Below are 25,941 nucleotides of genomic sequence, written 5' to 3' on the forward strand. Positions count from 1 at the left end.
CCACTTTCCACGACTGGATACACCCATGTTCACCACCCGCCCCGAAATCCTCGGCACCTTCGGTGTCGTCACCTCGACGCATTGGCTCGCGACCGCGTCGGGCATGGCGATGCTGGAGAAGGGCGGCAACGCCTTCGACGCCTGCGCCGCCGCCGCCTTCGTGCTGCAAGTGGTGGAGCCGCATCTCGTCGGCCCGGCCGGCGACATGCCGGCCGTGTTCTATTCGGCCGAGACGAAGAAGGTCGAGACGCTCTGCGCGCAGGGACCCGCCCCGCAGGCGGCAACCATCGCGGCCTACAAGGCACTCGGCCTCGATATGATCCCCGGCTCCGGCCTGCTCGCGACCGTCGTGCCGGGCGCCTTCGGCGGCTGGATGACGCTGCTGCGCGACCATGGCCGGCTCAAGCTGCGCGAGGTGCTGGAACCGGCCATCGGCTATTTCGAGAACGGCCACCCGATGCTGCCGCGCGTCTCGGATTCGATCCGGGAGCTTACCGATCTCTTCACCGGCGAGTGGCCGACGTCCGGCGCGGTCTATCTCCCCGGCGGCAACGTGCCGGAGGCGCGCAAGCTCTTCGCCAACAAGGCCGCCGCCGCGACCTACAGGCGCATCCTCGACGAGGCGGAGGCCGCAGGCTCCGACCGGCAGGAGCAGATCCAGGCCGCCTATGATTCCTGGTACAAGGGCTTCGTCGCCGAGGCGATGGACCGTTTCTGCCGCACGCAGGAGGTGATGGATTCCTCCGGCCGGCGCAACAAGGGCCTGCTCACCGCCGACGACATGGCGAGCTGGCAGCCGACTTACGAGACGCCGGCCTCCGTGACCTATCACGACTGGGAGGTCTTCAAGATCGGCCCCTGGGGCCAGGGTCCGGCCTTCCTGCAGACGCTCAAGATCCTGGAGGGCGTCGACCTTGCGGGAATGGGTCCGGCGAGCCCCGACTTCGTGCATCATGTCGTCGAGGCGATGAAGCTCGCTTTCGCCGATCGCGAGGCCTATTACGGCGACCCGGATTTCGTGACGGTGCCGCTCGCGACGCTGCTCTCGGAGGATTACGCCGCCGGCCGGCGCGGCCTCATCGGCAAGCAGGCCTCGCTGGAGCTGCGCCCCGGCATCGTGCCCGGCTACGAGGCGCAGGTCGCGCATGCGATGAAGGCGCTTGGTGCCATCGCCCAGCCGACCCAGGGCGGCGCCAGCGTCGGCGAGCCGACCATGGCCTCGATGGTCGCGGCCGGGCGCAAGGGCGACACGGTCCATATCGACGTGATCGACAAATGGGGCAACATGATCGCGGCGACGCCGTCCGGCGGCTGGCTGCAATCCTCGCCGGTGATCCCCGAGCTCGGCTTCCCGCTGAACTCGCGCGCCCAGATGTTCTGGCTCGAAGAGGGCCTGCCCTCCTCGCTCGCGCCGGGCAAGCGGCCGCGCACGACGCTGACGCCCTCGATCGCCTTCGAGAACGGCAAGCCACGCCTCGCCTTCGGCACGCCGGGCGGCGACCAGCAGGAGCAGTGGCAGCTCGGCCTGTTCCTGCGCCGCGTCCATCACGGCCTCAACCTGCAGGAGGCGATCGACCTGCCGCTGTTCCACACGCAGCACTTCCCCTCCTCCTTCTATCCCCGGACCTCGCGGCCGGGACATCTGATGATCGAGGAGAGCATCGGCGCGGCGGCCTTGGCGGAGCTGGAGCGGCGCGGCCACAGGCTCGAGCGCGCCCCGGCCTGGACGGTCGGGCGCCTGACGGCGGCGGAGACGGGCGATGACGGCCTCTTGCGCGCCGCCGCGACGCCGCGTCTGATGCAGGCCTATGCCGCGGGGCGGTAAGCTCTGCCGGTTTTGCCGTCATTCCGGGCGAAGCGAAGCGCAGACCCGGAAGCCATCGTAGAGCGCCTCGCCCTTCGATGGATCCCGGATCGGTGCGGCTTCGCCGCTTGTCCGGGATGACGGGGAAGACTGAGATCGACCGGATAACGAGGAACCGCATATGACCTGGTCCATCGTCGCCCGCGACGCCGCCACGGGCGCCTATGGCGTCGCCGTCTCGACCTGCGCCTTCGCCGTCGGCGCGCGCGTGCCCTATGGCGGCGGCCGGATCGGCGCCATCGCGACGCAGGCCTTCGTCAATCCGCTCTATGGCGTCGACGGGTTGAAGCTGCTGCAGGAAGGTCGCTCGGCTCTCGAGATCGTCGCGACGCTGACGGCGGCCGATGAGGGCCGTGCCCATCGCCAGCTCCATGTCATCGACCGCGACGGCAAGATCGCCGCTCACACAGGCGCGGCCTGCATCGACTGGTGCGGTGCGGTGGACGGGCCGCAGGTCTCGGTCGCCGGCAACATGCTGGCGGGGCCGGAGGTCGTGCAGCAGACGCTGAAGGCCTATATCGCGGCATCCGGCCTCGATTTCGACGAACGGCTCCTGGTCGCGCTCGAAGCCGGCGAGAAGGCCGGCGGCGACAAGCGCGGCCGGCAATCAGCCGCCATCCGCATCTGGAACGGCGAGCCGGTGCCGAGCTTCGACATCCGCGTCGACGATCATCCCGATCCGCTGGCGGAGCTGCGTCGGCTCTGGCGGGTGGCGCATCAGCGCTCCGTGCCGTTCCAGCAGGCCTCGCCCTCGCGCAGCCGCCCTGCCGGCGTCACCGACAGGGCCGAACTCGACCGGCTCTGCGCGGAATACGCGGCGAACTGGAACGCGCGGCATCCGGAGAGCTGAGCCGCGGAGCGCATTCTCGCCAAGCCTGTCGCGTGATAAGGTGACGTTTCGTCACCCTGTCATCCAATAAGCGGGGAATGCGATGGCCGATCGGGACAACGAAGCCCTCCAGAAGCGCATCGCCACGCTGGAGACGCAGGTCGCAGCCTTGCTGCAGGCGATTTCGGCAGACCGGGGCGGCAATGTCGTCATCAACGCGCCGGGCTCTCTGACCGTCAATTGCGGGCTCGGGATCTCGCTCACGGCCGGCAGCGCGATGACGCTGACCGCAGGCGCCAACCTTGCCGTGATCGCAGGCGCCAATGCCAGCCTCGTTGTCGGCAACCGTCTGCGCATCAGCAGCGGCCATGAAGCCTCGTTCGAAACACGGAGCTTCAACGTCACCGCGGCCGTGGGCTGCAAGATCGATAGCGGACAGAGCCTTGCCGTCACCTCCGGCAAGGAGATGACGGTCGCGGTCAGCAAGACGCTTCTGGTCGAAAGCGCCAACGCGATGGTGCTGAAAAGCGGCGATGCCAGGCTGGATCTGAAGAAGGACGGCAGCGTCGAGCTTCACGGACGGGACGTCACGCTCAAGGCCTCCGGACACCTCGAAGCCAAGGCGTCCGGCCATGTCACGATCAAAGGATCGAAGATCCTGCAGAATTGAGCCTGAGCATGTTCAAGCGAAGCGGCCGCCGCTTCACTTGAAGAAAATGCGGATGCGCTTCAGTCAGGTCAGCTTCCCGCGCGCCGCGACCGGCAGTTCCCCGATCAGCTTGTCGCCGCGCACCGTGATGAGGCGGTCGACCATGTTGACGACGACGCAGACATGGTTCGGCACGACACGCACGACCTCGCCGACGACGGGACGCTCGTTCGTGCCGGAGAGATCGAGGAAACCGTGCTCCTCGGCGAATTGCGCAATCTTCGCGCGAGGATATTCGAGGATCAGCCCGTGGCCGTCGAGGCCGCCCTTGTCGCTGGTCAGCGTCTTCGAGCCGGAATCGAGGATGCCGCGCTCGGGCGCCGCCCGGCTCACCACCGTGGCGTAGACGGTCAGCGCGCAATCATCGAGGGTCGCGACCCCGGCCGCCATCTGCATGCGGTCGTTGAAGATCGAGGTGCCCGAGCGATGCTCGGTCGCGCCCTTGAGCTTGCCCATGTTGGGGATGTTGGGCGAGCCGCCGGTCGAGACGATATCGGCCTTGAGGCCGGCATCGCGCAGGCCGGCATTGGCGGTGTCGAGGAAAACCTGCGTGCGCTCCCAGCCATCCTCCGGCGGGTACATCAGGAAGCCGGCGAAGCGCAGGCCGGGCGACGCCGCGACCATCTTCGCCAACTCGACCGCCTCGTTCGGGGTCTCGACGCCGGCGCGCTTGCGGCCGGTGTCGCATTCGATGACGACTTCCAGATCACGACCCGCGATCTCGCCCGCGCGCGGCAGGCCAGAGATGGTGACGGGGTTGTCGGCGGCGACGATCATCCGGACGCGGCGCTGCAGGGCGCCGAGGCGGCCCAGCTTCTCCTCGCCGAGGATGTTGTAGCTGATCAGGATGTCGTCGATGCCGCCATCGGCCATCACCTCGGCCTCGCCGAGCTTCTGGCAGGTGATACCGCGCGCGCCGGCCTCGACCTGGAGCCGGGCCAGCTCGGGCGATTTATGCGTTTTGATATGCGGGCGGTTGGCGACGCCGGCCGCATCACAGGCGGCCTGGAGACGGGCGATGTTGGCATCGACCTTGTCGAGGTCGATCACGACGGCAGGGGTGCCGTAAATGCGGGCGATCTCGGCCGCAAGAGGGGTCGCGGCCGGCTGCTCGACGGCCCTGGAGGTGGTCGCGGTCACGCTCATGGATGCACCTTGACGATAACCTCGATCTCGACGGTCATCCGGTTCGGCAGCGAGCCCATGCCGACGGCCGAGCGGGCGTGGCGGCCCCGGTCGCCGAGTACGGCGACGAACAGGTCGGAGCAGCCATTGATGACCTTGGGATGATCCGAGAAATCCGGCGCTGCATTGACCATGCCGAGCAGCTTGACGATCTCGACCTTGTCGAGGGAGCCCGCCGCCTTCTTCATCGCCGCGAGCAGGCCGAGGCCGGTCTGCTTGGCATGCTCATAGGCCTGCTCGATCGTGACGTCGGCGCCGACCTTGCCGGTCGGATAGGTGCCGTCGGCGCGCTTGGGACCCTGACCGGAGAGATAGATCATGTCGCCGACCTGCTTGAAGCTGACATAGGTCGCGACCGGCGTCGGCACCTCCGGCAGGGTCAGCCCCAGTTCCTTCAGCCTGTCATCGGCGCTCATGGCATCTTTCTCCTCAGTCCTTCCGACGCCTGTCGCGTCAGTCCTTCAGGTCGCGGCGCATATAGCAGGCCGCTTCATCGTAAGTCGCCAGCTTCCCGGCCAGCGCGGGCTCTTCGACAACGGCAAATCCCTGACGCCGCCAGAAGCTTGTAGAGCCGTTCACCGCCACCAGCGAGAGGCTTCGGTAGCCGGCCTGCCCGAGCCGGCGGGCGAGCTCCGCGACGATCCGGCCGCCAGCCCCCGCTCCGCGTCCTTCGGGCAGCACAGCGAGATCGTGCAGATACCAGTTCGCCTGACCGTCCGGAACGGCGCCAAGCCGGGAGTTGAGCGCAGGGATCTCGCCGGCCGGCCAGGGATGGCTGACCAGATAGCCGAGCAGCGCCCCGCCCTCGCCCTCCAGGACATGGCAGCCTTCGCCGGCAAGCCGCAACCGCTCGGCGAAGACGGCTTCGTCCTCGGGATAAGCCGCGTGGACGACCGCCGCGATCCGCATCACGGCCGGCAGATCGGCAGGCGCCATGCGGCGCCAGCCCGTTTCGCGTGACATGAAAGTTACGCCGCGACCTTCGGGAACTTGCTGGTCCGCTTCGGGTGCCACCACTTGCCCTTGAGCACGACGCCCTCGGAGACGAACTTCCTGTCGCCGATCAGATGCTCGCCGACCACGTCGACATAGTCGAACTTGCCTTCCTTGATCGTCAGGATGGTCGCGTCGCCGAGCGAGCCGACCTTGAGCGAGCCGTATTCCGGGCGCTTCAGCGCCATGGCGGCGTTCACCGTCGAGGCCGCGACGACATTGTTCAGGCTCATGCCCATGCAGAGGAATTTCGACATGGTAGTGACCTGGTCGAAGGCCGGGCCGTCGATGCAGAGCTTGTGAACGTCCGACGAGATCACGTCCGGCTCGAAGCCGTTGGCGAGCATGGCGCGCGTCGTCTTGAAGGAGAACGAGCCCTTGCCGTGGCCGATATCGAAGATCACGCCGCGCTTGCGGGCGGCCACCACCTCCGGCTTCACCGTGCCCTGCGCCGTGCAGGGGGCGTTCGGGAAGGGCCTGAAAGCGTGGGTGAGCACGTCGCCCGGCCTGAGCATGGCAAGGACTTCCTCATAGGATGGCGGCGGATGGTCGATATGGCACATCAGCGGCATGCCGACCTCTTCGGCCACCTGCAGCGCGATGTTGAGCGGCTTGGTGCCCTGGTCGCCCGAGGCATGCAGGCCGACGCGGACCTTGATGCCGACGATGTAGTCGCGGTTCTTGTCGGCGACCTCGGCGCAGTCGATCGGGTTCATCATGCGCATGTCGCCGCTCTCGCCGACCATGACGCGATGATCGAAGCCGTAGATGCCGGCATGCGAGACGTGGAGATAGGCGAGGATGCGCGCCTGGCTCGGCTCGATGACATGCTTGCGGAAGCCCGCCCAGTTGCCGGGGCCGGCCGAGCCAGTGTCGACCGAGGTGGTGACGCCCGACAGGCGGCAGAACTCGTCGGCGTCGATGCCGAGCGAGGTGCCGCCCCAATAGACATGGGTGTGCAGGTCGATCAGGCCGGGCGTGACGATGTAGCCGGAGACGTCGCGGATCTCCTTCGCCCCCTTCAGATCCTTGCCGAAGCCGGAGACCTTGCCGTCCGTGAAGGCGACGTCGAGGATGCCGTCATGCTTCTGCGAGGGGTCGATGACCCGGCCGCCTTTGAGGATAATGTCGTGGGTCATCGAAACTACTCCGCAGGCCATTGAGCAAAGGCGATGGCGACGCCGTTCAGAAGGTGGAGGCCGGCCCCTGCCGGACGATAGAGAAGGCGCGCCCGAAATACAGATGCAATTCGGGAATGAAGAGTTGCGAAATCGTCGGGTCCTGGATCGGCGTGTATTTCGCACCGCCATCGCGGACGTCGGCACCGCCGAGATAGGCGGTCAGGCCGCGGCCGCGAAAGGCGTCGATCCGGTCGGTGAGCCTTGCGACGACGATGACGCCGCAATCGCCCCATTCATAGGGAATCGCGAAATAGAGCTTGGCGGCGTAGCTCAGCGTCGCCTCGCCCAGGCCCTGGGCATAGCGCGCCATGGTCGCCGAGCGGCCCGCCACGCTCCTGACCTTGCTGAAGACCTCGTGATCCGCCCACCAGCCGCCGGCAGCGGCGCGCAGCGGATCGCTGGCGAAGCGAGCCGCATCGCAGAAGCGATAATAATTCTGGCCAACGCTCAGATGGACGCGCTGGACCTGGGACATGCCGCCGTTCTGGCCCTGCGCGGAGAAACCGCGCGCCGCCTGCTCATAGGTGGAAAGCTTCGGTGGGAAGAAACAATCCCGGTTCAACGGGTCGGGTGACACGGGCTCTATCCTCTCAGCAAAGGCCCTGCCCCCTTGCGCTCGACGATCAAGCCGTAAGCCTGCGGCTCGCGATGCTTCGCGAAGTTGAAGGTCGAGGCCTTGTAACTCTTGCCGAGATCCATGTCGCAACGGGCGATGACGAGTTCGTCGCCTTCCGTCACGGCCTGCGCCACGACCTCACCGGTCGGGGCGATGATGCAGGAGCCGCCGATCTGGTCGACACCGGCCTCCAGCCCCGCCTTGGCGACGCCGACGACCCAGCTGGCGTTCTGATAGGCGCCGGCCTGCATCACGAGCTGGTTGTGGAAGTTTCCAAGGCGGTCATGGTCAGGTGCGGGCGGGTTGTGCTTGGGCGTGTTGTAGCCGAGCACGATCAGCTCCACGTCCTGCAAACCCATGACGCGGTAGCTTTCGGGCCAGCGCCGGTCGTTGCAGATCATCATGCCGATATGGGCGTCCATCGTCCGCCAGACCGGCCAGCCGAGATTGCCGGTCTCGAAATAGCGCTTCTCGAGATTCTGATACGGCGCGTCGGGCCGATGCTCCGGGTGGCCGGGCAGATGGATCTTGCGGTACTTGCCGACGATGGTGCCGGTCTTGTCGACCAGGATCGCCGTGTTGAAGCGGCGCTTGCGCCCTTCCTCATGGGCGAGCTCGCAATAGCCCAGATGGAAGCCGATCCCCAACCGCTTGCTTTCCTCGAACAGCGGCGCCGTCTCGTTGGAGGGCATCGCCGTCTCGAAATAGCTGTCGATCTCTTCCTCGTCCTCCATCCACCAATGCGGGAAGAAGGCGGTGAGCGCGGCCTCCGGATAGACGACGAGATCGACGCCGTGCTCCTTCGCCTGCCGCATCAGCGCGATCATCCGGGCGACGGCCGAAGCCCGGCTTTCGTCGCGCTGGATCGGGCCGAGCTGGGCTGCGGCGACGGTCAGGATTCGACTCACGGCGGAAGGCTCCGGATAAATGGGGCGACAGGCTCGAAAACCACTGCCGGCGCGTCAAGCGCCGGCAGTGGTTGGCGGGGGTTGCTTCAGCGGCAGGGCTACCGCTTCAGAGCCGCTTGGCGATGCGCGGATCGAGCGAGTCGCGCAGTCCGTCGCCGAGCATGTTCACCGCGAGCACGGTGATCGAGAGGAAGACGGCCGGGAACAGGATGATGTGCGGCCTGACCTGCCAGAGCGCCCTGCCCTCGGCCATGATGTTGCCCCAGGACGGGGTCGAGGGCGGCACGCCCGCGCCGATGAAGGAGAGGATGGCCTCGACGATCATGGCGCTGGCGCAGATATAGGTCGCCTGCACGCTCATCGGTGCGAAGGTATTGGGCAGGATGTGCTTGATGATGATGCGCGGCGCGCGCGCACCGTTGGCCACCGCCGCCTCGACATAGGGCTGCTCGCGCAAGGACAGCACCACGCCGCGGACCAGCCGGGCGACGCGCGGAATCTCGGCGACGGTGATGGCGAGGATGACGTTGCCGATGGAGCCGCGCGTCAGCGCCATCAGCGCGATGGCGAGCAGGATCGGCGGGATCGACATCCAGCCGTCGATGATGCGCATGACGATGCCGTCGGCCCAGCGCATGAAGCCCGCAAAGAGGCCGATGGCGAGCCCGGCGACCGAGGCCAGGATCGCCACGCTGAAGCCGACGAGCAGCGAGACGCGCGCGCCGTAGATGACGCGCGAATAGATGTCGCGACCGAGCATGTCGGTGCCGAACCAGTAGAGCTCCGAGGGCACGCGCGTGCGCCGGCTGGGCGAGATCGCCGTCGGGTCGACGGTGCCGAGCAGCGGCGCGAACAGGCCGATGAGCGCCATGAGGACGAGGAGCCCGCCGCCGATCGCAACCGAGGGGTGGCGGCGCAGATAGCGCCCGAAGCGGACGAGCCTGCCGGGCCCGGCGGGCTTCGCCGGGGCTGCGGGGGCGGCGATACCGTTCGCCGGAATGGGATGCTGCAAGGTCAATAGCGGATCCTCGGGTCGACGAGGGTGTAGGTCAGGTCGATCAGCAGGTTCACGAGCACGTAGACCAGGCTGAACATCAACACGACGCCCTGGATGACGGGGTAGTCGCGCCGCAGGATGGCATCGACGGTGAGCCGGCCGAGACCGGGAATGGCGAAGACGCTCTCGGTGACGACGGCGCCGCCGATCAGCAGCGCGATGCCGATGCCGATGACGGTGACGATCGGCACCGCCGCGTTCTTGAGCGAGTGCAGGAAGAGCACGTCCTTCTGCGCCACGCCCTTGGCGTTGGCGGTGCGGACATAGTCCTGCTGCAACACTTCCAGCATGGTGGCGCGGGTGATGCGCGCGATCAGCGCGATATAGACCAGCCCGAGCGTCACCGCCGGCAGGATCAGGTTCTTGAGCCAGGGCCAGACGCCCTGCGAGAGCGGCGTGTAGCCCTGCACCGGCAGCCAGTCGAGCTTCAGCGCGAAGATCCAGGCGAGCAGGTAACCGACGACGAAGACGGGCACCGAGAAACTCAGGACGGCGAAGGCCATCGCGCCCTTGTCGATCCAGGTGCCGGCCTTCCAGGCGGCGATCACGCCCATCGGAACCGCGATCACCACTGCAAAGATCAGCGTCAGCACCATCAGCGAGAGCGTCGGCTCGACGCGCTGGGCGATGAGCTGCGTCACCGGCAGGTTGGTGAAGATCGAGGTGCCGAGATCGCCTTGCACGACCCGCCACGACCATTCGCCGAAACGGACCAGATAGGGCCGGTCGAGCCCCAGGCTGGCGCGGATGCGCTCGACATCGGCCGGCGAGGCCTGGTCACCGGCGATGATCGCCGCCGGATCGCCCGGCGCGATGTACAGCAACGAAAACACGAACAGCGCAACGAACGCCATCACCGGGATGGTCGCGACGATGCGTCTGACGACGAATGCAAGCATGGGGCTGTCCGAACCTCGTTCAAGTCTGACCAGGGGCCACGGCCGGAACGGATGTCCCGGACGCAGCAGGGTGAAGCGTCGAGGCGGCCACCGCCGCCCCCGCCATCGTCAGGCCTTCGACACGCCCCAGAAGAAGGGCAGCGGGCCTGAAACCACGCCCGAGACGTTCTTCCGCCAGGCCTGATAGCCGAGGTAGAAGCCCGTGGGCGCATAGACGACATTCTCGACCGCCGCCTTGTTGAGGCGGCCGAGCGCCGCCTTCTCTTCGGCAAGGTCCTTGGCGTTGAACCAGTTCGTCACCTCGGTCTCGACGGCCGGCACGTCGGGCCAGCCGAACCAGGCCTTTTCGCCATTGGCGCGGATCGCGGTGTACGCGGCCGGATTGATGCAGTCGGCACCGGCATGCCAGGTGTGGAACATGCTCCAGCCGCCCTGCCCCGGCGGCGTCTTCTGGGCGCGGCGGGCGCCGACGGTGCCCCAGTCGGTCGCGACGAAATCGACGTTCATGCCGATGCTCTTCAGCAATTCGGCGGTGACGTCGCCCATCGACTTGGTCGCCGCCATGTCCTGCGCCACGACGCAGACCACCGGCTCGCCCTTGTAGCCCGATTCCGCGAGGAGCTTCTTGGCGGCGGCGACGTTCTTCGCCTTCATCATCTCGCCGCCCTCCTCGGTATAGAGCGGCGTGCCGGGCGTGAAGAAGCCGCCCAGCTCCTTCCAGAGCTTGTCGTCCTCGCCGACGAGGGCGCGCATGTAGTCTTCCTGGTTCAGCGCGGTCATCACCGCCTGGCGCACCTTGACGTTGTTGAAGGGCGGGAAGAGGTGATTCATGCGGAAGGAGCCGATATTGCCGAGCGGATCGCCGATATCGACATTGATGTTGGCATTGCCCTTGAGCACGGGCACGAGGTCGGAGAGCGGCGTCTCCCACCAGTCGACCTCGCCGTTCTGCAGGGCTGCGGCCGCCGTCGCGGGATCGGGCATGATGACCCATTCGACGCGGTCGACGAGGATGTTCTTGCCGCCGGCCAGCCAATCCGCCTTCTCGGAGCGCGGAACATAGTCGGTGAACTTCTCGAAGACGGCCTTGGCGCCGGGAACCCATTCGTTCCGGGCGAACTTCATCGGGCCGGAGCCAACGAATTCGGTGATCTGCGTGAAGGGGTCGGTCTTGGCGATGCGCTCCGGCATGATGAAGGAGCAGGGCGCGTTGTTCTTGGCGAGCGCCAGCAGCATCTTCGGGAAGGGCTGCTTCAGCACCCATTTCCAGCTCCGGTCGTCGACCGGCGCAAGCTCGACCTGGATGGCACGGAGCATCAGCCCCATCGGATCGCGGGCGGACCAGCGCACCAGGCTCTGGACCACGTCCCTGGCCAGGACCGGCGTGCCGTCATGGAATTTCAGGCCCGGCCGCAGCTTGAAGGTCCAGGTCAATCCATCGGCCGAGACTTCCTCGGACTCGACCATCTGGCGCTGCGGCTGGAACTTGGAATCAATGCCGTAGAGCGTGTCCCAGACCAGCGCCGCGGCATTGCGGACGACATATTGCGTCCCCCAGATGGGGTCGAAATTGGCGAGGTTCGCCTGCGGTACGAAGCGCAGGGTCTTGGCCGCCGCGCCTTGCGCCAGGGCCGGCATCGCCAGCCCCCCTGCCGCGGCAGCAACGCCGGCACCGGTCGCGGATTTCAGAAACGTCCTGCGATCCATCATTCTCTCCCCTGTGTGGCAACCTCTGAGCGGGCGGCCTTGGCGCGAGTTTGGGCAGAAAAACTCTCCCTGACAACACGCCGAAGACGCTCCTTCAGGCAGCGCGGTCGCCTGCAGGGTTCGTGCCAGAGCGGCGCAAAACGACGAAAGGGCCGGAATATCCGGCCCTTGGCGTTGGATCGCGCGGCAAAGGAGCGACCGCAGAAAAAAAGCCGGTTAAATCGGTTTGATCGGCTGATCGACGCGGGCGAAGGGTTTTGCCTGTTCGAAGGCGGCAGCCGCCCGCAACACCAGCGCATCGCGCCCGAAAGCGCCGACGATCTGCAGCCCCGCCGGCAGCCCGGCCGCGGTCAGGCCGCAAGGCACGGAGATCGCCGGCTGCTGGGTGAGGTTGAAGGGGTAGGTGAAGGGCGTCCAGCGGGTCCAGTCATCGCCATAGGCGCCATGCTCGGGCGTGTTGCGGCCCACCGAGAAGGCCGGCAGCGGCAGGGCCGGCGTGAGCAGCAGGTCGAAGCGGGCGTGGAAGCGGGCCATGCAGAGCGCCAGTGCGTTGCGCTGGTTGAGCAGCGCATCGACATAGGCCGAGGCCGGAATGCGCTCGCCTTGCCCGGCGACGGCGACGAGGCCCGGATCCATCCGCGCCCGACCGGCAGCATCGGTGTCGCGCAGTGCCAGCGCCGCGCCCGATGCCCATAAGGTGATCAGGGTTTCGATCGGATCGGCGAAGCCGGGATCGGCCTCCTCGACCGTCGCGCCGAGCTCGGCGAAAAGCTGTGCCGCTGCGCTCGTCAGCGCCGCGATCTCGGGATCCACCGGCACGTCGAGGCCGAGCCGCGGCGACCAGGCGACGCGCAGGCCCCTCAGCCCGCCCTTGAGGCCGTCGACATAGTCCGGCGGCCTTCCCGTCATCGCCGTCATGTCGCGCTCGTCGGGCTGGCCGATCACCTGCATCGCCAGCGCCGTATCGGTCACCGTGCGGGTGAGCGGGCCGAGATGGGCGAGGAAGCCCATGGTCGAGATCGGCCAGGCCGGCACGCGGCCATAGCTCGGCTTGAGCCCCACGACGCCGGTGAAGGCGGCAGGGATACGGACCGAGCCGGCCCCGTCGGTGCCGATATGGATGCAGCCGAGATTGAGCGCCGCAGCCGATGCCGCTCCCGCAGAAGAGCCGCCCGGCCCCGTGCCGATGTTCCAGGGATTGCGGGTGATGCCGGTGAGCGGCGAATCGCCGACACCCTTCCAGCCATATTCCGGCATGGTCGTCTTGCCGAGAAAGACGGCGCCGGCTTCACGCAGGCGGGCCGTGGCCGGCGCATCGTCCGGGAAGGGCGCGTCGGAGGCCACGGCGGAGCCGCGCCGCATCGGCCAGCCGGCGACGGCGATGTTGTCTTTGATCGTGACCGGCACGCCGTCGAGCGGGCCGGTCGCCTCGCCCTTGAGCCAGCGCGCCTGAGACGCCTCAGCCATGGCGAGCGTCGCCGCCTCGTCGCGATGGACGAAGGCGTTGATCTGCGGCTCGAAGCGCTCGATGCGGGCGAGCGCGTCCTTCGCGACCTCGACCGGCGATACATCCTTGCTGGCGTAGAGGGGGCCGAGCTCGGCGGCCGAGAGCGAAGCGATCGTCGTCATGCGAGAGATCCTCAGGCGTTCGCCACGCGCCAGGCGGTGGCGAGCAACACATTGGCGCCGGCGACCATGTCTTCGTCGGTGCTGAACTCGGCCGGGTTGTGCGAGAGCCCGCCGATCGAGGGGATGAAGACCATGGCGGTCGGGCAAAGCCGCGCCATCATCTGGGCGTCGTGGCCGGCGCCGGAGATCATGCGCCGGATCGGCAAGCCGAATTCGCCCGCGCTGCGTTCGACCTCGGCGATCAGCTCTTCGGCGAAGGGCGTCGCCGGGAAGCGGGCGAGGTCGCGGAAGGCGATGGCGATGCCGTCGCGCTCCGAAAGCTCGGCGCAGAAGCGGCGCACCGCCTCCTCGGCCTGGGCGAGCGGCGCATCCTGCGGATTGCGCAGGTCGAGCGTCATCACCACCGTCTCGGGCACGACGTTGACGTTGCCGGGCTGCACGCGGATGACGCCGGAATTGGCGAGCTGGTGCGGGATGGTCTTGGTCAGCTCGTTGGCAAAGATATTGATGCGCGCAGCCGCCAGCCCCGGATCCTTGCGATAGGCCATCGGCGTCGTGCCGGCATGGCTCGGGCGGCCCTTCAGCGTCAATTCCAGCCAGGTGATCGCCTGGATGCCGGTGACGGCGCCAAGGCCGCCGCCCTCGTTCTCGAGAACCGGCCCCTGCTCGATATGCATCTCCAGATAGGCATGCGCGGGCAGGAAGCCGGGCCGCTCCGCGCCTTCATAGCCGATGCGCTTCAGCTCGGAACCGAGGCCGACGCCTTCGGAATCGACTTCGCGGTGGGCGGCCTCGACGCTCATCCCGCCGGCCCAGACATAGGAGCCGAGCATGTCGGGATGGAATCGGGCTCCCTCCTCGTTGGTGAAGGCGATGACGGCCATGTCGCGCTTCGGCGTGAGGCCGGCATCGCGCAGGGCCGCCAACACCTCGACGCCGGCCACGACGCCGAGCGCGCCGTCGAAGCGCCCGCCGGTGCCGACCGTGTCGATATGCGAGCCCATGATGACTGCGGGACCATCCTCCAGCCCCTTCAGGATGCCGACGATGTTGCCGATCGCGTCGATGCGCACGTCGAGGCCGAGCGTCTCGAGCTGGCGGACGAGCCAGTCGCGGCCCTGCCTGTCCTCATCGGTCAGGGCGAGACGGCGGCAGCCGCCCTCCGGCGTCGCGCCGATGCGCGCCAGATCCGCCAGCCGCGAGGTCAGCCGCGCGCCGTCGATCCGCAGATTGGTGCTCATGAACGACAACCCTCCTTGCCTAGCGCGAGGCAAGATGCAGGCCGCGTCCCGGCTTGTCGACCCGCCCGGCGCGCAGCCGCCCCCCTGCGCGGGTGGCTGTCTGCGATCGGCAATCGCGGGTAGAAGCGGAGCGCCATGTCAACCGTCGCCGCAGCCCCCGCCCGTTCCCATCCCTGGCTCACCGAGGCCCGGGCCATGCTCGCCCTGAGCTGGCCGATGGTGCTGACCAATGTCGCGCAGACAGCGATGACGGCCACCGATGTCGTGATGATGGGCCATCTCGGCCCGCAGGCGCTGGCGGCCGGCGCGCTCGGCAGCAATCTCTACACCGCCTTCCTGATCTTCGGCATCGGCGTGATGAGCGCAGTCTCGCCGATGATCGCGATCGAGCTCGGCCGCAACCGCCACGCCGTGCGCGACCTGCGCCGGACGGTGCGACAAGGCTTCTGGGCGGCGGCGACGATGGCCGGCCCGATGTGGCTGGTCCTCTGGCAGGCCGAAGCCATCCTGAACGCGATGGGGCAGGATCCGGCGCTGTCGAAGGCGGCCGCATCCTATGTCCATACGCTGCAATGGGGGCTGCTGCCCTTCTTCTTCTATCTATGCCTGCGCGGCTTCGTCGCGGCGCTGCAGCGGCCGCGCTGGGCCTTCATCGTCGTGCTCTTCGCCGTCGCCTTCAACGCCTTCGCCAACTGGTGCCTGATGTTCGGGCATCTCGGCTTCCCGGCGCTGGGCCTGCCGGGCTCCGGCCTCGCGACCGCGCTGTCCTCGGCGCTGATGTTCGCCGGTCTCGCGCTCGTCGTCTCGCTCGACCGGCGCTTCCGCCGCTACCACCTGCTCGGGCGCTTCTGGGTGCCGGACTGGCCGCGCTACCGGACCTATTGGCGCATCGGCTTCCCGATCGGGCTGACGGTCGCCTTCGAGGTCGTGATCTTCAACGGCGCCGCCTTCATGATGGGCCTGTTCGGGGAGAGCCCGCTCGCGGCGCATGCCATCGCGATCCAGATCGCCTCGCTGACCTTCATGGTGCCGCTCGGCATCGGGCAGGCCGGCACGGTCAGGGTCGGGCGCGCCTTCGGGGCCGGCGACAGCGAGGGTGTCCGGCGCGCGGGCGCCACGGCGCTGTTCCTCGCCCTGAGTTTCATGGCCTCGACCGCGCTCTTGATGGCGCTCGCTCCGCAATGGCTCGTCGCACCCTTCCTCGACGTCTCGAAACCCGGAGCCGCGGAGGTCGCCGGGCTTGCCATGACGTTCCTGTTCTACGCCGCCGTCTTCCAGCTCGCCGACGGGGCGCAGGTCGTCGGCGCCTCGATCCTGCGCGGCCTCGGCGATACGCGGCTGCCGATGATCTTCGCCGGCCTGGGCTATTGGGGCATCGGCCTGCCGCTTTCGGCAGCACTTGGCTTCCTCACGCCGCTGGCCGGACGCGGCATCTGGATCGGGCTCGTGATCGGCCTCGCGGTGGTGTCGGTGATGATGCTCGGCCGCTGGTGGTCGCGCGAACGCCTCGGTCTCGTCGAGCCCACGCGGGCGGCGGCCTTCTGAGTTCGTCACCCCGTCGCTTCGGCTGCCGGGCGGCTTTCGGCGCGATCACAATCCGTTGTTCGCCCGAAGCTGCCAGGCGTCTCGCGCAGCGGAAACGGTCGATGAGCATGTCTCTGATGCATGCCTCCCGGCCATTGGCGGGATAGTCACGCCGCAAAAGCAATCCGCGGCTGGTGCGATAGTCTTTTATTAACCCTGTGACGCTCTCCTAGGGCCGCAGAAGAATCGCTTTTCCAGCGCCGGAAGCGGGAATTCTCGCCAAGCGGGAGATTCACCGGGCGTCGTTGTGGCAGCGCGGGAACATTGTTGCCCATACGCAACAGGCGCGGCTTGCCACAATTTCGCCACACGGTATTCACCCCGCAGCCATCTCCGGTTCCTTGAACCGGAACAAGCGACGGCGCAGGGAATTGTGTGGTCGCCTTCCGCCAGCTACCGCCCGCCCGTCCAGATCGAGTTTTCAGCCCAATGTCTTCCGCCCGCCACGACGCCTCTCCCCTCGCCCGGCCGACCCGCCGCGTCTTCGCCGCGATGACACCGCTGTTCCTGGCAGCCTGCGTCAGCCAGCGGCAGCAGCCCTATGAGGTGCCCACCCCGCGGGCGCGCATGGTCAGCCCGGAATATCTGGAGATGTATGGCGAGCGGCCCGACGAGAAGTTCCCGCTGCCGGCGACCGACGTCTCCGAGGTCAATCCGCGCTTCCTGCGCCAGATCGTCTCCTACCAGACCGCCGAGCATCCCGGCACGATCGTCGTGGATACCGACGCTCACTTCCTCTATCTCGTCCAGCCCGGCGGCAAGGCGATCCGCTACGGCATCGGCGTCGGCAAGCAGGGCATGTCCTGGCGCGGCCGCGCCACGGTGCAGCGCAAGGCCGAGTGGCCGCGCTGGACCCCGACGCCTGATATGATCCGCCGCGACCCGAAGAAGAACGGCCCCTGGGCCGGCGGCATGCAGGGCGGCCTCGACAATCCGCTCGGCGCGCGCGCGCTCTATCTCTACCAGGGCGGCCGCGACACCCTGTACCGCATCCACGGCACCTCGGAGCCGTGGTCGATCGGCAAGTCGATGTCCTCCGGCTGCATCCGCCTGTTCAACCAGGACATCATCGACCTCCACAGCCGCGTCCCTGCCGGCACGAACGTCCTCGTCCTCAACCGCGGCACGCTGGTCGCGCCAGACGGCGACGAGGCGCCGCCGCCGGACGATTACAGCCCCGACGGCGACTTCTGATCGCAGCGCGGCATGCTGCCGCGCTCCGCCTTGATACCGTCACAGGGCAGGCCCACCTCTTGAGGGCGGCGCATCGGCGCCGTCCAACCAGAGGAGATGACGATGACGCCGCAAGAACGCGACGTGATCGCCGGGATTTTCGATCGGCTCAAGCAGGCCGCCACCCAGCCCCGCGACCCGGAAGCCGAAGCCTTCATCGCCGAGCGACTGCGCGAGCAGCCCTACGCGCCCTACGCGATGGCCCAGGCCGTCTATGTGCAGGAGCAGGCGCTGACCAACCTGCACCAGCAGGTCGAGAGCCTGCAGGCACAGGTCCGTGAGCTGCAGAGCCGCCCCAGCGAGGCGCCTCAAGCCTCGGGCGGCTTCCTGTCAGGCATTTTCGGCGGCGCTCCCGCGCAGCCGCGTACCGGATCGGTTCCGCCGGTTCCGCCCCGCCCGGAGGGGCAGCCCTCTTCCGCCTGGACGAATGCGCCGGCCGCCCAGGCGATGCAGCCTCCCCCGCCCCAGCCGCAGCCCGGCCCCTGGAGCAACCAGCCCCAGCAGCCGGCCGCACGTGGCGGCGGCTTCATGGCCAGCGCGCTGACGACCGCGGCGGGCGTGGCCGGCGGCCTCGTGCTCGGCAATGTCCTGACCAACGCTTTCAGCGGTCACGGCGCCGCGGCAAGCGGTCTCGCCAGCTCGGTGAGCAACTTCGGCTCGGGCTCGAGCGGCACGAACGCCCAGCAATCCGCCTATGAGCAGGGGGCAGCCGACCAGTCCGCCTATGATCGCGGCGCGGACGACCAGGCGCGCACCGACAGCACTGCCGACAGACAGGATGTCAGCCAGGCCAATTACGACCAGGCGGATGACGACGACGATCCGGGTTACGACGACGGCGGCAACTCGGACGACGACAGCTGGGTCTGACAGCTCCCTGAACGACCTTAAAGCCCGCCTCCAGGAGGCGGGCTTTTTGCTGCCGAAGGGCTTCACAAGCCGATGCGCCGAGGATAGGTTAGAATAATTCTAATCTATGGATCCGCCATGAAGCGCCTCGACGATCTCGACGAAGCCGAACTCCTTGCCCTCGCCGTCGCCAGCGAGGAGGAGGACGCACGAATCTATCTGACCTTCGCGCAGAGGCTGCGGGCGAACTATCCCCATTCCGCCGCGATGTTCGAGGAGATGGCAGCCGAGGAGAGCGGGCATCGCCACCAGCTCCTGGCGCAGTATGAGAGCCGGTTCGGCACCGAATTGCCGCTGATCACGCGGCAGGACGTGAAGGGCTTTCTCAAGCGCAATCCCATCTGGCTGCATGAGGATCTGCAGCTCGAGGCGGCGCGTCGCCACGCCGCCGTGATGGAGGTCGAGGCCAGCCGCTTCTATGCGCGCGCCGCCGAGCGGGCGCATGACACCGGCACGCGGAAGCTGCTGGCCGATCTGGCGGAGGCCGAGCGCGGCCATGAGAAGATGGCGGAACGGCTCGACGACGAGCTCAAGAGCTCGGGCGCGGCCGATGAGGAGGAGGAGACGCGCAAGCGCCTCTTCGTCCTGCAGATCGTCCAGCCGGCGCTGGCCGGGCTGATCGACGGCTCGATCTCGACGCTGGCGCCGATCTTCGCCGCCGCCTTCGCGACGCATGATTCCTGGAACGCCTTCGTCGTCGGCCTCGCCGCCTCCATCGGCGCCGGCATCAGCATGGGGCTGACGGAAGCGCTCTCGGACGACGGCGTGGTGACGGGGCGCGGCCACCCCTGGGTGCGTGGTGCCGCCTGCGGCATCGCCACCGCCATCGGCGGGCTCGGGCATACCCTGCCCTATCTCATCCCGGATTTCTGGCTGGCGACGGCCATCGCCGGCGTCATCGTCGCCTGCGAGCTCGTCATCATCGCCTGGGTGCGCTTCCGCTACATGGAAACGCCCTTCGCCTCGGCGATCGTCCAGATCATCCTCGGCGGCCTCGCCGTGCTGGCCGTCGGCATCCTGATCGGCAGTTCCTGAGGGCCGTCGCCCTCAGATCACGACGACCTTCGCGCCGACGCCGACCTTGCCGTAGAGGTCGATGACGTCGTCATTGGTCATTCGGATGCAGCCCGAGGAGACCTCGCGGCCGATGGTGTTCGGCTCGTTGGTGCCGTGGATGCGGTAGAGCGTCGAGCCAAGATAGAGGGCGCGAGCGCCGAGCGGGTTCTCGGGGCCGCCCGCCATGAAACGCGGCAGGTCGGGCCGGCGCTTGATCATCTCGGCCGGCGGCGTCCAGCTCGGCCATTCGGCCTTTCGCGTCACGGTCTTGGTGCCAGCCCAGGAGAAGCCGGGACGCCCGACGCCGATGCCGTAGCGCAGCGCCCGGCCGCCGGGTTGAACCAGGAAAAGGAAGCGGTTCGGCGTGTCGACGATGACGGTGCCGGGCCGATGCGGCCCGTCATAGGCGACCTCCTGCTTCCGGAAACGCGGCTCGACCACATAGGGGATGCCGGCCTGCGGCTCGACCGGCTGGCCCAAGGCCGCGACCTGCCGCCCGGGCTGCGGGCGGCGCGTTTCCGCGAAGGGATCGGCGCCGTAGCCGGCGGGCGCCTGCATCGCCTGGCCATAGGCATAGCCGCCCGGCCGGTTATAGACCGCGCCGCCACGGCTCGCGGGCGTCGGATCGCGGCCGGTCATCAGCATCTCGATGAAGCCGCCGCCATAGTTCGAGCGGCCGCGCTGCGCCTGCAGCATCGGATCGTCAGGGCCGCGATAGCCATATCCTTGCGCGGCGGCGGGATCGGCCACGGCCAGACTGCCGGCGACAGCCAGACAGGAGAGGATGAACGCTCGACGCATGACGCAACTCTCTCAACGGAAAGACTTGCCCGAAAGCCTGCGGAACGGTCTCGAAGGAATGGTGAATCGTTGACTCTTTCGGCCTGCAACAGGGCCGAAAGGCGCGAATTCGCGGAATTAACCTTAGTGCCTTGCCAAGAGACAGGGTGAAGGAAAGCTTTCCGCGTGCAGGTCAGGCAGAACCGCGCGGAGGCCGCGTCTTGCGGGCAAGCCAGCGCAACCTGAGCCCGGTGCGCCAACGGGCGACGTCGCAGGCGAGGATGATGGCAGCGTAGACGAGCCCGCCCAGCCCGATCTGGAGGATGAGTTCGAGCACCGGCGGCAATTGGTTCCGCAGCGGCCAGATCGCCAGCGCCATGACGGCCCCCGCGAGCAGGACGCAGGCGATATCGCGCGGCGGCGGCGCTTTCGGCAGGGAGCGCAAGGCGACGAGAGCCGTCACCAGCAGCACGACCAGGAATCCCGCGCTCTGCGCGACGGCAAAGCGCGAGGGCGACGCGGTGCCGACCAGACCCGAGACGAGAGCGAGATTCACTGCAAGGCCCGCGAGCGCGACGATCGCCGCGATCAGGGTTCGCTTCTGGAGCAGGAAAACCGGATAGATCGCCGCCTGGAACAGGGCGATGGCGGCGAAGCCCGGCAGCAGCAACGCCATGTAGCCCGCGAAATGGCCGCGGAACGTCGCCGGGACGAAAAGCGCCTCGAAGGCCGGCAGCACGAGCCAGAAGCCGAGCGCGGCGGGCAGGACCACGGCCAGGACGAGCACCATGTTGCCGGCGATCCGCTTCTGGGCGGCGTTGCGCCCGCGCGTCTCGTCGAGGCGGATCACCTCGCGTAGCAGCACGATCTCGAGCATCGACGCCAGCATCGGGAAAAGCCTGAGGCCGATATCGGAGGCGAGTGAGAAATAGCCGGACTCCGCGAGACCATGCGCCTCGGCGAGCAGGCTGCGATTGGCGAGCGGGATCAGCGAATAGACCGCGTTTCCTGCGACGAGCGGAAGGCCGTAGCGCAGGAAAGCGCGCGCCAGATCCTTGCGCGCCCCGGAAATGGAGAGCGGCCCGTCGGAGAGCCGGCCGCGCACGCTCAGCACCGAGGCGATCGTGCCCGCAAGCCCCGCTAGCAGCACCACGACCGGATCGCGCGTCAGCCAGGCGCCGCCGACCATCAGGACGAGCACGATGGCGGCGCGCACGGCGATCAGGCGGCCATAGGCGGCATCGAGGAAACGCGCCCGCGCGATGGCGCCGTGATAGTCGAACCAGCCGGCGCCGATGCCGGCCAGGACGGCAGCGGCAAGCAGGGCTGCCGGCACGCCGCCATCGAAGCCCGCCAGCAGCACGATTCCGAGCAACGCGCACAGCGCCAGCGCGGCAGCCGCAAAAAGCAGGTCCAGCGTCGCCCGGATGCCGGGATCGCTCGCGCGCGTCTGCGCCGTATAGAAACGGACGGCCGACAACTTCAGCCAGTCGAGCGCCGCCGTGTTGACGAGGACGACCAGCGCCGCGCCGATCGCATAGAGGCCAAAAGCCTCGGGGCCGAGGAACAGCGCGATCAGCAGGCCGAGAGCGAAATTCAGCACCGCGTTGACGAGGAAGGGCAGCAGGACGGTCATCGCGTCTCGGTCATCCCCTTGTTTTCCCTCGCGACGCCCATGCGGCCAACGCCCTTGCGACTCGCCGACAACTCGGGAAGCTCGGCGAGACATGGCGTAGCGGGGCGCGGATGGTTTTCCAAGCGGAAGGAGCCGGGTTGTGGCCGCGTCCCGGGCGAGATCGGGGGCCTGATGCCTGAGCCGCTGTCCTTCTATCTCGTCGGCTGGGTGACGACGCTGATCATCGCCATCGGCAAGAGCGCCTTCGGCGGCGGCCTTGCCATCCTCGGCATTCCGCTGCTGGCGATGGTCACCACACCGCAGAACGCCGCGATCATGGTCTCGATGCTGGTCTCGCTGATGGACCTGATGGCGCTGCAGCGCTTCGGGCGCGACACCTGGTCGAAGCCCGACCTGGTCTGGCTGCTGCCGGGCCTCGTCCTCGGCATCGGGCTTGGCTATCTCGTCTTCGTCCGCATCGACCCGCGCATCGTCAACCTGATGATCGGCGTCGTGACGTTGCTGTTCACTGCGCATTGGTTCCTGAAGGGGCGCCTCGCCCCGCCCGGCAACCGCCCGGTTTCACCGGGGCTGGCACTCGCCGCCGGCACGGCCTCCGGCTTCACCACCTTCGTCGCCCATGCCGGCGGGCCACCCGTCGCGATGTATCTGCTCGCCCGCGGCCTGCCGAAAACCCTGTTCGTCGGCACGACGGTGGCGATCTTCACGCTCGGCAACTGGCTGAAGCTGCCGCCCTATTTCAGCCTCGGCCTGAAACATACCGAGGCGCTCTGGGGCGCGCTGGCGCTGGCTCCCGCCGTGCCGATCGGGATCTGGCTCGGGCGCGTGCTGCACGATCGGCTCGAGCAGAAGGCCCTGTTCTTCTGGTGCTACGCCCTGCTCGCAGTCGCCGCGCTGAAGCTCACCGCCGATGCTGCGCTCGCCCTGATGCGATAGCGGCATGGCGGAATGCGGCGGCCCCTCTAGGCGCGATACCGGTTTATCCCTAGAGCCGTCGTCATGACCGCGCTCCCGCCGATCCGCCTTGCCCGCGACACCGATTCCGAGCCTCTCGCCGCGCTGATCGCGGCGAGCTTCGCCGAATATCCGAATTGCCATTTCGTCTGGGAGGAATTCCCGGAGCTGCGGCAGCCGGCGACGGCCTTCGCCAACAAGGGCGGCAAGCTCTGGATCGTCGACGCGCCGGATGGCGGCATCGCCGGCTCGCTCGGCGCCACGCCGCTGCCCGAGCAGAACGCCGTCGAGCTCACCAAGGTCTATGCCGACCCGGCCTTTCGCGGCACGGGGCTGGCGCAGGCGCTTTTCGCGGAGGCGCTGGCTTTCGCCGAGGCAGGCAACTTTGCCGAGATGATGCTGTGGTCTGACACGCGCTTCGCGCGCGGCCATCGGTTCTACGAGAAGCTCGGCTTCCGGCGCTGGCCGGGCGAGCGCTATCTCGCAGACGTCTCCGCCACCTGGGAATATCATTTCCGCAAGCCGCTCAGCTGCGTGTCATGAACTGGTCGACGGCGCTGCGCGCCGCCCTGGGCATCGCCCTGCTCACCGCCATGGACGCGGTGCTGAAGGGGCAGATGCACAAGCATCCCTTCGTGCTGGCGCTGTTCATGCGCTTCGCCATGGGCGGGCTCTGCGCGCTCGTCGTCCTGGCGATCGCCCGGCCGGCGCGGCCGACGCGCGACAGCCTGATCGGCAATCTCGCCCGCATCCCGCTGGTGGTGCTCACCGCCGGCAGCTTCTTCTATTCGGTCTCGGTGCTGCCGCTGGCCGAGGCGCTGACGCTCTCCTTCCTCGCCCCGGTCTTCGTCGCGCTGCTGGGCGGGCTTCTGCTCAAGGAGAAGATCGACAAGCGCGTGCTGCAGGCGCTCGCCTTCGGCCTCGCGGGCATGCTGGTGATGGTCTGGCCGCGGCTGCAGGGCCATGTCAGTGGCGCGGGGCTCGGCGTCGCCGCCGCCCTGTTCTCGGCCGTGAGCTATGCCTTCAACCTCATCCTGCTCAGGCGCATCGCGATGCGCGAGCACCCGACGGTGATCGTCGCCTTCCAGAATGTCGGCCCTGCTCTCTGCCTCGCCATCCCGGCGGCAACCGTCTTCGTGCCGATGGCGGCGATCGACCTCGCGATCTATCTCGGCGCCGGCATCCTCGGCGTCGCCGGTCATCTGACGCTGACCTCGGCCTATGCCCGGGCGGCGGCCTCGAAGCTCGCGGCGATCGAATACACCGCGCTGATCTGGGCGAGCCTGCTCGGCTTCCACCTCTTCGGCGAGGTGCCGCTCTACACGACCTATGCCGGGGCGGTGCTGATCGTAGCGGGAGCGGTGGCAGTCAGCCGGCGCTAGGCCTCGCCGGGAATACGACGCAGGTCTCGGTGCCATGCGCGAGCAGCTTGCCGCGCTCGTCGACGAGCTTGCCCTCGGTCGTGATGACCGTGCCGCCGCGATGGATCAGCTTGCCCTCGCAGCGGACCGTGCCGCTCTCCGGCATGACCGGGCGGACATAGTTCAGCTTCATCTCCAGCGTGGTGTAGCCCTCGCCCGGCTTCAGCGTCGCATGCGCGGCGCAGGCCATGGCGGAATCGAGGATCGTCGCCGTCCAGCCGCCATGGATCGTGCCGAGTGGGTTGAAGAAGCGCGGCGACGGCCGGCCGACGAAGACGACCCGGCCCTCATCCGCCTCGACCAGGTCGAAATCCATGGTCTGCGCGAAGGGCGGGGCCGGCTGCGAGCCATCGATGATACCGCGCAGGAAGCTCAGGCCGTCGCCGGCGGTCAGCACTTCGCGGGACACCACTCCGAAGGTTCGATCCATGGCCGCTTCTCCAATCGTGTATCTGCACGATAGAGAGAGCCTAGCTGTACCGTCAACCGGGCCGCCGGAGATCCTGCCGCGACAAGCGGGAGACGTGTTCTAAAACCCTCATCCTGAGGAGTGCCGTATTTTTCAGGCGAGGTTCTCAGCGTGTCTCGCGTGCCGCGCGGCGCAGCGCCTTCAGCCCGTCGCGGGTCTCGCGCCAGCGCTCTTCGCCGAAGCCGCCCTCGATCTTGTCCTGCGCCGCCCGCCAGAACGGGATCGCCGCCGCGATCGCAGCCCGGCCCTTCTCCGTCACCGCATAGACGGAGGCGCGGCCGCGGCACTCGACCGGCTCGACCATGCCCTCGGCCGCCAGCAGCTGGAGATTGCGGGTCAGCGACGTCCGCTCCAGTGCGAAGCGCTCGGCCAATTCGGTGACCGACTTCCATTGCCCGGTGCTCAGCGCCGAGAGCAGCACGAACTGGGTGATCTTCAGCCCGCTCGGCCGCATCGCCTCGTCATAGGCGCGGGTGACGGCGCGCGCCGTCATGCGGATGTGCAGCGCCACGCAGGAGCGGGCGATCTCATCGAGACGGGGGTCGGGCGCGGGAGGGGTCGCGGATGTCGTCATGTCGCCATCTTAACGTGTTCTGCCCTTTACCGCAGCCGGAAGGCTAAGGGCTGCGTCCGGAGCGTTCACTTTATCGCTCGCGGCTTTCTTGACTCTCCGGACACCCGCGCCTATCTCCGCGCTATCTGTTAGCACTCCCAACAGGTGACTGCTAACAGCCTCCCCCGGGAGCCCATCAGCGGCGCCCGAAACGAATAAGACCGAGAGGAAGACAGAACCATGAAGTTCCGTCCTTTGCATGACCGCGTCGTGGTCCGTCGCCTGGATGGCGAAGAGAAGACCAAGGGTGGCATCATCATCCCCGAGACCGCCAAGGAAAAGCCCCAGGAGGGCGAGGTCATCGCCGTCGGTTCCGGCGCGCGCGATGAGGCCGGCAAGCTCGTTCCGCTCGACGTCAAGAAGGGCGACCGCGTCCTGTTCGGCAAGTGGTCGGGCACTGAGGTCAAGATCGACGGTCAGGACCTCCTGATCATGAAGGAATCCGACATCATGGGCGTCGTCGGCTGA

General features: G+C 67.8%; 26 protein-coding genes. 11 read left to right on the forward strand and 15 right to left on the reverse strand.

Features of this window, described 5'->3' with window-relative positions; genetic code table 11:
• The first annotated feature begins 25 nt into the window (after positions 1–25).
• The 3 genes from GGC47_RS02355 to GGC47_RS02365 all read left to right on the forward strand — a co-directional run bounded on the left by GGC47_RS02355 (position 26) and on the right by GGC47_RS02365 (position 3,363).
• Positions 26–1,825, forward strand: coding sequence for a gamma-glutamyltransferase family protein (locus GGC47_RS02355; protein ID WP_429066745.1), 1,800 nt, complete (start codon positions 26–28; stop codon positions 1,823–1,825).
• A 160-nt stretch (positions 1,826–1,985) separates the two neighbouring features.
• Positions 1,986–2,714, forward strand: a complete 729-nt coding sequence (locus GGC47_RS02360; RefSeq protein WP_142020245.1) for a DUF1028 domain-containing protein — start codon at positions 1,986–1,988, stop codon at positions 2,712–2,714.
• Between the two features lie 82 nt (positions 2,715–2,796).
• Complete coding sequence (locus GGC47_RS02365; protein ID WP_038361293.1) at positions 2,797–3,363, forward strand: DUF2345 domain-containing protein; 567 nt, start codon at positions 2,797–2,799, stop codon at positions 3,361–3,363.
• Positions 3,364–3,426: 63 nt separating this feature from the next.
• On the opposite strand, the gene GGC47_RS02370 is transcribed toward GGC47_RS02365, so the two are convergent.
• The 11 genes from GGC47_RS02370 to GGC47_RS02420 form a co-directional block, all read right to left on the reverse strand.
• On the reverse strand, positions 3,427–4,548 hold the full coding sequence (locus tag GGC47_RS02370) for an alanine racemase (RefSeq protein ID WP_142020244.1): 1,122 nt from the start codon (positions 4,546–4,548) through the stop codon (positions 3,427–3,429).
• Positions 4,545–5,003 carry a RidA family protein gene (locus tag GGC47_RS02375; protein ID WP_038361290.1) on the reverse strand — a complete coding sequence of 153 codons (459 nt, stop codon included), beginning with the start codon at positions 5,001–5,003 and terminating at the stop codon, positions 4,545–4,547. Before GGC47_RS02375 ends, GGC47_RS02370 begins: the two co-directional genes overlap by 4 nt.
• A 37-nt stretch (positions 5,004–5,040) precedes the next feature.
• Entirely contained in the window at positions 5,041–5,550 is a 510-nt protein-coding gene (locus tag GGC47_RS02380) for a GNAT family N-acetyltransferase (protein ID WP_370953896.1), read from the reverse strand.
• A 5-nt stretch (positions 5,551–5,555) separates the two neighbouring features.
• Complete coding sequence (locus GGC47_RS02385) at positions 5,556–6,719, reverse strand: amidohydrolase/deacetylase family metallohydrolase (protein WP_142020243.1); 1,164 nt, start codon at positions 6,717–6,719, stop codon at positions 5,556–5,558.
• A gap of 46 nt (positions 6,720–6,765) precedes the next feature.
• Positions 6,766–7,338, reverse strand: a complete 573-nt coding sequence (locus tag GGC47_RS02390; protein WP_142020242.1) for a hypothetical protein — start codon at positions 7,336–7,338, stop codon at positions 6,766–6,768.
• Positions 7,339–7,343: 5 nt separating this feature from the next.
• A complete protein-coding gene (locus GGC47_RS02395) occupies positions 7,344–8,285 on the reverse strand; it encodes an N-carbamoyl-D-amino-acid hydrolase (protein ID WP_429066750.1) in 942 nt (313 codons plus the stop codon).
• A 106-nt stretch (positions 8,286–8,391) separates the two neighbouring features.
• A complete protein-coding gene (locus GGC47_RS02400) occupies positions 8,392–9,303 on the reverse strand; it encodes an ABC transporter permease (RefSeq protein ID WP_429066753.1) in 912 nt (303 codons plus the stop codon).
• Complete coding sequence (locus GGC47_RS02405; RefSeq protein ID WP_038361273.1) at positions 9,300–10,241, reverse strand: ABC transporter permease; 942 nt, start codon at positions 10,239–10,241, stop codon at positions 9,300–9,302. Before GGC47_RS02405 ends, GGC47_RS02400 begins: the two co-directional genes overlap by 4 nt.
• 108 nt (positions 10,242–10,349) lie before the next feature.
• A complete protein-coding gene (locus GGC47_RS02410; protein ID WP_112763366.1) occupies positions 10,350–11,948 on the reverse strand; it encodes an ABC transporter substrate-binding protein in 1,599 nt (532 codons plus the stop codon).
• Positions 11,949–12,164: 216 nt separating this feature from the next.
• The gene (locus tag GGC47_RS02415; RefSeq protein WP_142020240.1) at positions 12,165–13,577 is read right to left on the reverse strand and encodes an amidase; all 1,413 of its coding nucleotides are present in this window, start codon (positions 13,575–13,577) and stop codon (positions 12,165–12,167) included.
• 11 nt (positions 13,578–13,588) lie between these two features.
• On the reverse strand, positions 13,589–14,818 hold the full coding sequence (locus GGC47_RS02420) for a M20 family metallo-hydrolase (protein WP_142020239.1): 1,230 nt from the start codon (positions 14,816–14,818) through the stop codon (positions 13,589–13,591).
• Positions 14,819–14,953: 135 nt separating this feature from the next.
• On the opposite strand from GGC47_RS02420, the gene GGC47_RS02425 reads away from it, so the two are divergent.
• The 4 genes from GGC47_RS02425 to mbfA all read left to right on the forward strand — a co-directional run bounded on the left by GGC47_RS02425 (position 14,954) and on the right by mbfA (position 19,579).
• Complete coding sequence (locus GGC47_RS02425) at positions 14,954–16,363, forward strand: MATE family efflux transporter (RefSeq protein WP_142020238.1); 1,410 nt, start codon at positions 14,954–14,956, stop codon at positions 16,361–16,363.
• Between the two features lie 531 nt (positions 16,364–16,894).
• Complete coding sequence (locus GGC47_RS02430; RefSeq protein ID WP_113252221.1) at positions 16,895–17,596, forward strand: L,D-transpeptidase; 702 nt, start codon at positions 16,895–16,897, stop codon at positions 17,594–17,596.
• A gap of 102 nt (positions 17,597–17,698) precedes the next feature.
• A complete protein-coding gene (locus tag GGC47_RS02435) occupies positions 17,699–18,505 on the forward strand; it encodes a DUF2076 domain-containing protein (RefSeq protein WP_142020237.1) in 807 nt (268 codons plus the stop codon).
• A gap of 117 nt (positions 18,506–18,622) precedes the next feature.
• Positions 18,623–19,579 carry an iron exporter MbfA gene (gene mbfA, locus GGC47_RS02440; RefSeq protein ID WP_142020236.1) on the forward strand — a complete coding sequence of 319 codons (957 nt, stop codon included), beginning with the start codon at positions 18,623–18,625 and terminating at the stop codon, positions 19,577–19,579.
• A 12-nt stretch (positions 19,580–19,591) separates the two neighbouring features.
• Here the strand turns inward: mbfA and GGC47_RS02445 are convergent, their stop codons facing one another.
• Both GGC47_RS02445 and GGC47_RS02450 read right to left on the reverse strand, forming a co-directional pair.
• Complete coding sequence (locus GGC47_RS02445) at positions 19,592–20,401, reverse strand: L,D-transpeptidase (protein ID WP_142020235.1); 810 nt, start codon at positions 20,399–20,401, stop codon at positions 19,592–19,594.
• 172 nt (positions 20,402–20,573) lie between these two features.
• On the reverse strand, positions 20,574–22,016 hold the full coding sequence (locus GGC47_RS02450) for a lipopolysaccharide biosynthesis protein (RefSeq protein WP_142020234.1): 1,443 nt from the start codon (positions 22,014–22,016) through the stop codon (positions 20,574–20,576).
• Between the two features lie 171 nt (positions 22,017–22,187).
• Here GGC47_RS02450 and GGC47_RS02455 point away from each other — a divergent pair, with 171 nt between their 5' ends.
• The 3 genes from GGC47_RS02455 (at position 22,188) to GGC47_RS02465 (ending at position 24,352) form a co-directional block, all read left to right on the forward strand.
• On the forward strand, positions 22,188–22,952 hold the full coding sequence (locus GGC47_RS02455; RefSeq protein ID WP_185747784.1) for a sulfite exporter TauE/SafE family protein: 765 nt from the start codon (positions 22,188–22,190) through the stop codon (positions 22,950–22,952).
• A 63-nt stretch (positions 22,953–23,015) separates the two neighbouring features.
• Positions 23,016–23,513, forward strand: coding sequence for a GNAT family N-acetyltransferase (locus tag GGC47_RS02460; RefSeq protein ID WP_142020232.1), 498 nt, complete (start codon positions 23,016–23,018; stop codon positions 23,511–23,513).
• The gene (locus GGC47_RS02465) at positions 23,510–24,352 is read left to right on the forward strand and encodes a DMT family transporter (protein WP_112763357.1); all 843 of its coding nucleotides are present in this window, start codon (positions 23,510–23,512) and stop codon (positions 24,350–24,352) included. The genes GGC47_RS02460 and GGC47_RS02465 overlap by 4 nt, the downstream gene beginning before the upstream one ends.
• On the opposite strand, the gene GGC47_RS02470 is transcribed toward GGC47_RS02465, so the two are convergent.
• Both GGC47_RS02470 and GGC47_RS02475 read right to left on the reverse strand, forming a co-directional pair.
• Positions 24,339–24,821 carry a PaaI family thioesterase gene (locus GGC47_RS02470; protein WP_038361243.1) on the reverse strand — a complete coding sequence of 161 codons (483 nt, stop codon included), beginning with the start codon at positions 24,819–24,821 and terminating at the stop codon, positions 24,339–24,341. The two genes, GGC47_RS02465 and GGC47_RS02470, sit on opposite strands and share 14 nt — an antisense overlap.
• Positions 24,822–24,966: 145 nt before the next feature.
• Positions 24,967–25,434, reverse strand: coding sequence for a MarR family winged helix-turn-helix transcriptional regulator (locus GGC47_RS02475; protein ID WP_162720090.1), 468 nt, complete (start codon positions 25,432–25,434; stop codon positions 24,967–24,969).
• A 219-nt stretch (positions 25,435–25,653) separates the two neighbouring features.
• Here GGC47_RS02475 and groES point away from each other — a divergent pair, with 219 nt between their 5' ends.
• Positions 25,654–25,941 (forward strand): co-chaperone GroES, encoded by a 288-nt coding sequence (gene groES, locus GGC47_RS02480; protein ID WP_038361241.1) that lies wholly within the window; start codon positions 25,654–25,656, stop codon positions 25,939–25,941.

The sequence above is a fragment of the Allobosea sp. OAE752 genome (assembly GCF_050433265.1).
Lineage (GTDB): Bacteria > Pseudomonadota > Alphaproteobacteria > Rhizobiales > Beijerinckiaceae > Allobosea > Allobosea spartocytisi.

Bases quoted from the DNA above. Each gene is read 5' to 3' on its own strand.
- GGC47_RS02460 (WP_142020232.1), top strand. From the start codon at position 23,016: ATGACCGCGCTCCCGCCGATCCGCCTTGCCCGCGACACCGATTCCGAG.
- groES (WP_038361241.1), top strand. From the start codon at position 25,654: ATGAAGTTCCGTCCTTTGCATGACCGCGTCGTGGTCCGTCGCCTGGAT.
- GGC47_RS02385 (WP_142020243.1), bottom strand. From the start codon at position 6,719: ATGACCCACGACATTATCCTCAAAGGCGGCCGGGTCATCGACCCCTCG.
- GGC47_RS02435 (WP_142020237.1), top strand. From the start codon at position 17,699: ATGACGCCGCAAGAACGCGACGTGATCGCCGGGATTTTCGATCGGCTC.
- GGC47_RS02425 (WP_142020238.1), top strand. From the start codon at position 14,954: ATGTCAACCGTCGCCGCAGCCCCCGCCCGTTCCCATCCCTGGCTCACC.
- GGC47_RS02430 (WP_113252221.1), top strand. From the start codon at position 16,895: ATGACACCGCTGTTCCTGGCAGCCTGCGTCAGCCAGCGGCAGCAGCCC.
- GGC47_RS02475 (WP_162720090.1), bottom strand. From the start codon at position 25,434: ATGACGACATCCGCGACCCCTCCCGCGCCCGACCCCCGTCTCGATGAG.
- GGC47_RS02410 (WP_112763366.1), bottom strand. From the start codon at position 11,948: ATGGATCGCAGGACGTTTCTGAAATCCGCGACCGGTGCCGGCGTTGCT.
- GGC47_RS02405 (WP_038361273.1), bottom strand. From the start codon at position 10,241: ATGCTTGCATTCGTCGTCAGACGCATCGTCGCGACCATCCCGGTGATG.
- GGC47_RS02445 (WP_142020235.1), bottom strand. From the start codon at position 20,401: ATGCGTCGAGCGTTCATCCTCTCCTGTCTGGCTGTCGCCGGCAGTCTG.
- GGC47_RS02450 (WP_142020234.1), bottom strand. From the start codon at position 22,016: ATGACCGTCCTGCTGCCCTTCCTCGTCAACGCGGTGCTGAATTTCGCT.
- GGC47_RS02365 (WP_038361293.1), top strand. From the start codon at position 2,797: ATGGCCGATCGGGACAACGAAGCCCTCCAGAAGCGCATCGCCACGCTG.
- GGC47_RS02455 (WP_185747784.1), top strand. From the start codon at position 22,188: ATGCCTGAGCCGCTGTCCTTCTATCTCGTCGGCTGGGTGACGACGCTG.
- GGC47_RS02470 (WP_038361243.1), bottom strand. From the start codon at position 24,821: ATGGATCGAACCTTCGGAGTGGTGTCCCGCGAAGTGCTGACCGCCGGC.
- GGC47_RS02465 (WP_112763357.1), top strand. From the start codon at position 23,510: ATGAACTGGTCGACGGCGCTGCGCGCCGCCCTGGGCATCGCCCTGCTC.
- GGC47_RS02355 (WP_429066745.1), top strand. From the start codon at position 26: ATGTTCACCACCCGCCCCGAAATCCTCGGCACCTTCGGTGTCGTCACC.
- GGC47_RS02360 (WP_142020245.1), top strand. From the start codon at position 1,986: ATGACCTGGTCCATCGTCGCCCGCGACGCCGCCACGGGCGCCTATGGC.
- GGC47_RS02415 (WP_142020240.1), bottom strand. From the start codon at position 13,577: ATGACGACGATCGCTTCGCTCTCGGCCGCCGAGCTCGGCCCCCTCTAC.
- GGC47_RS02380 (WP_370953896.1), bottom strand. From the start codon at position 5,550: ATGTCACGCGAAACGGGCTGGCGCCGCATGGCGCCTGCCGATCTGCCG.
- GGC47_RS02370 (WP_142020244.1), bottom strand. From the start codon at position 4,548: ATGAGCGTGACCGCGACCACCTCCAGGGCCGTCGAGCAGCCGGCCGCG.
- GGC47_RS02420 (WP_142020239.1), bottom strand. From the start codon at position 14,818: ATGAGCACCAATCTGCGGATCGACGGCGCGCGGCTGACCTCGCGGCTG.
- mbfA (WP_142020236.1), top strand. From the start codon at position 18,623: ATGAAGCGCCTCGACGATCTCGACGAAGCCGAACTCCTTGCCCTCGCC.
- GGC47_RS02375 (WP_038361290.1), bottom strand. From the start codon at position 5,003: ATGAGCGCCGATGACAGGCTGAAGGAACTGGGGCTGACCCTGCCGGAG.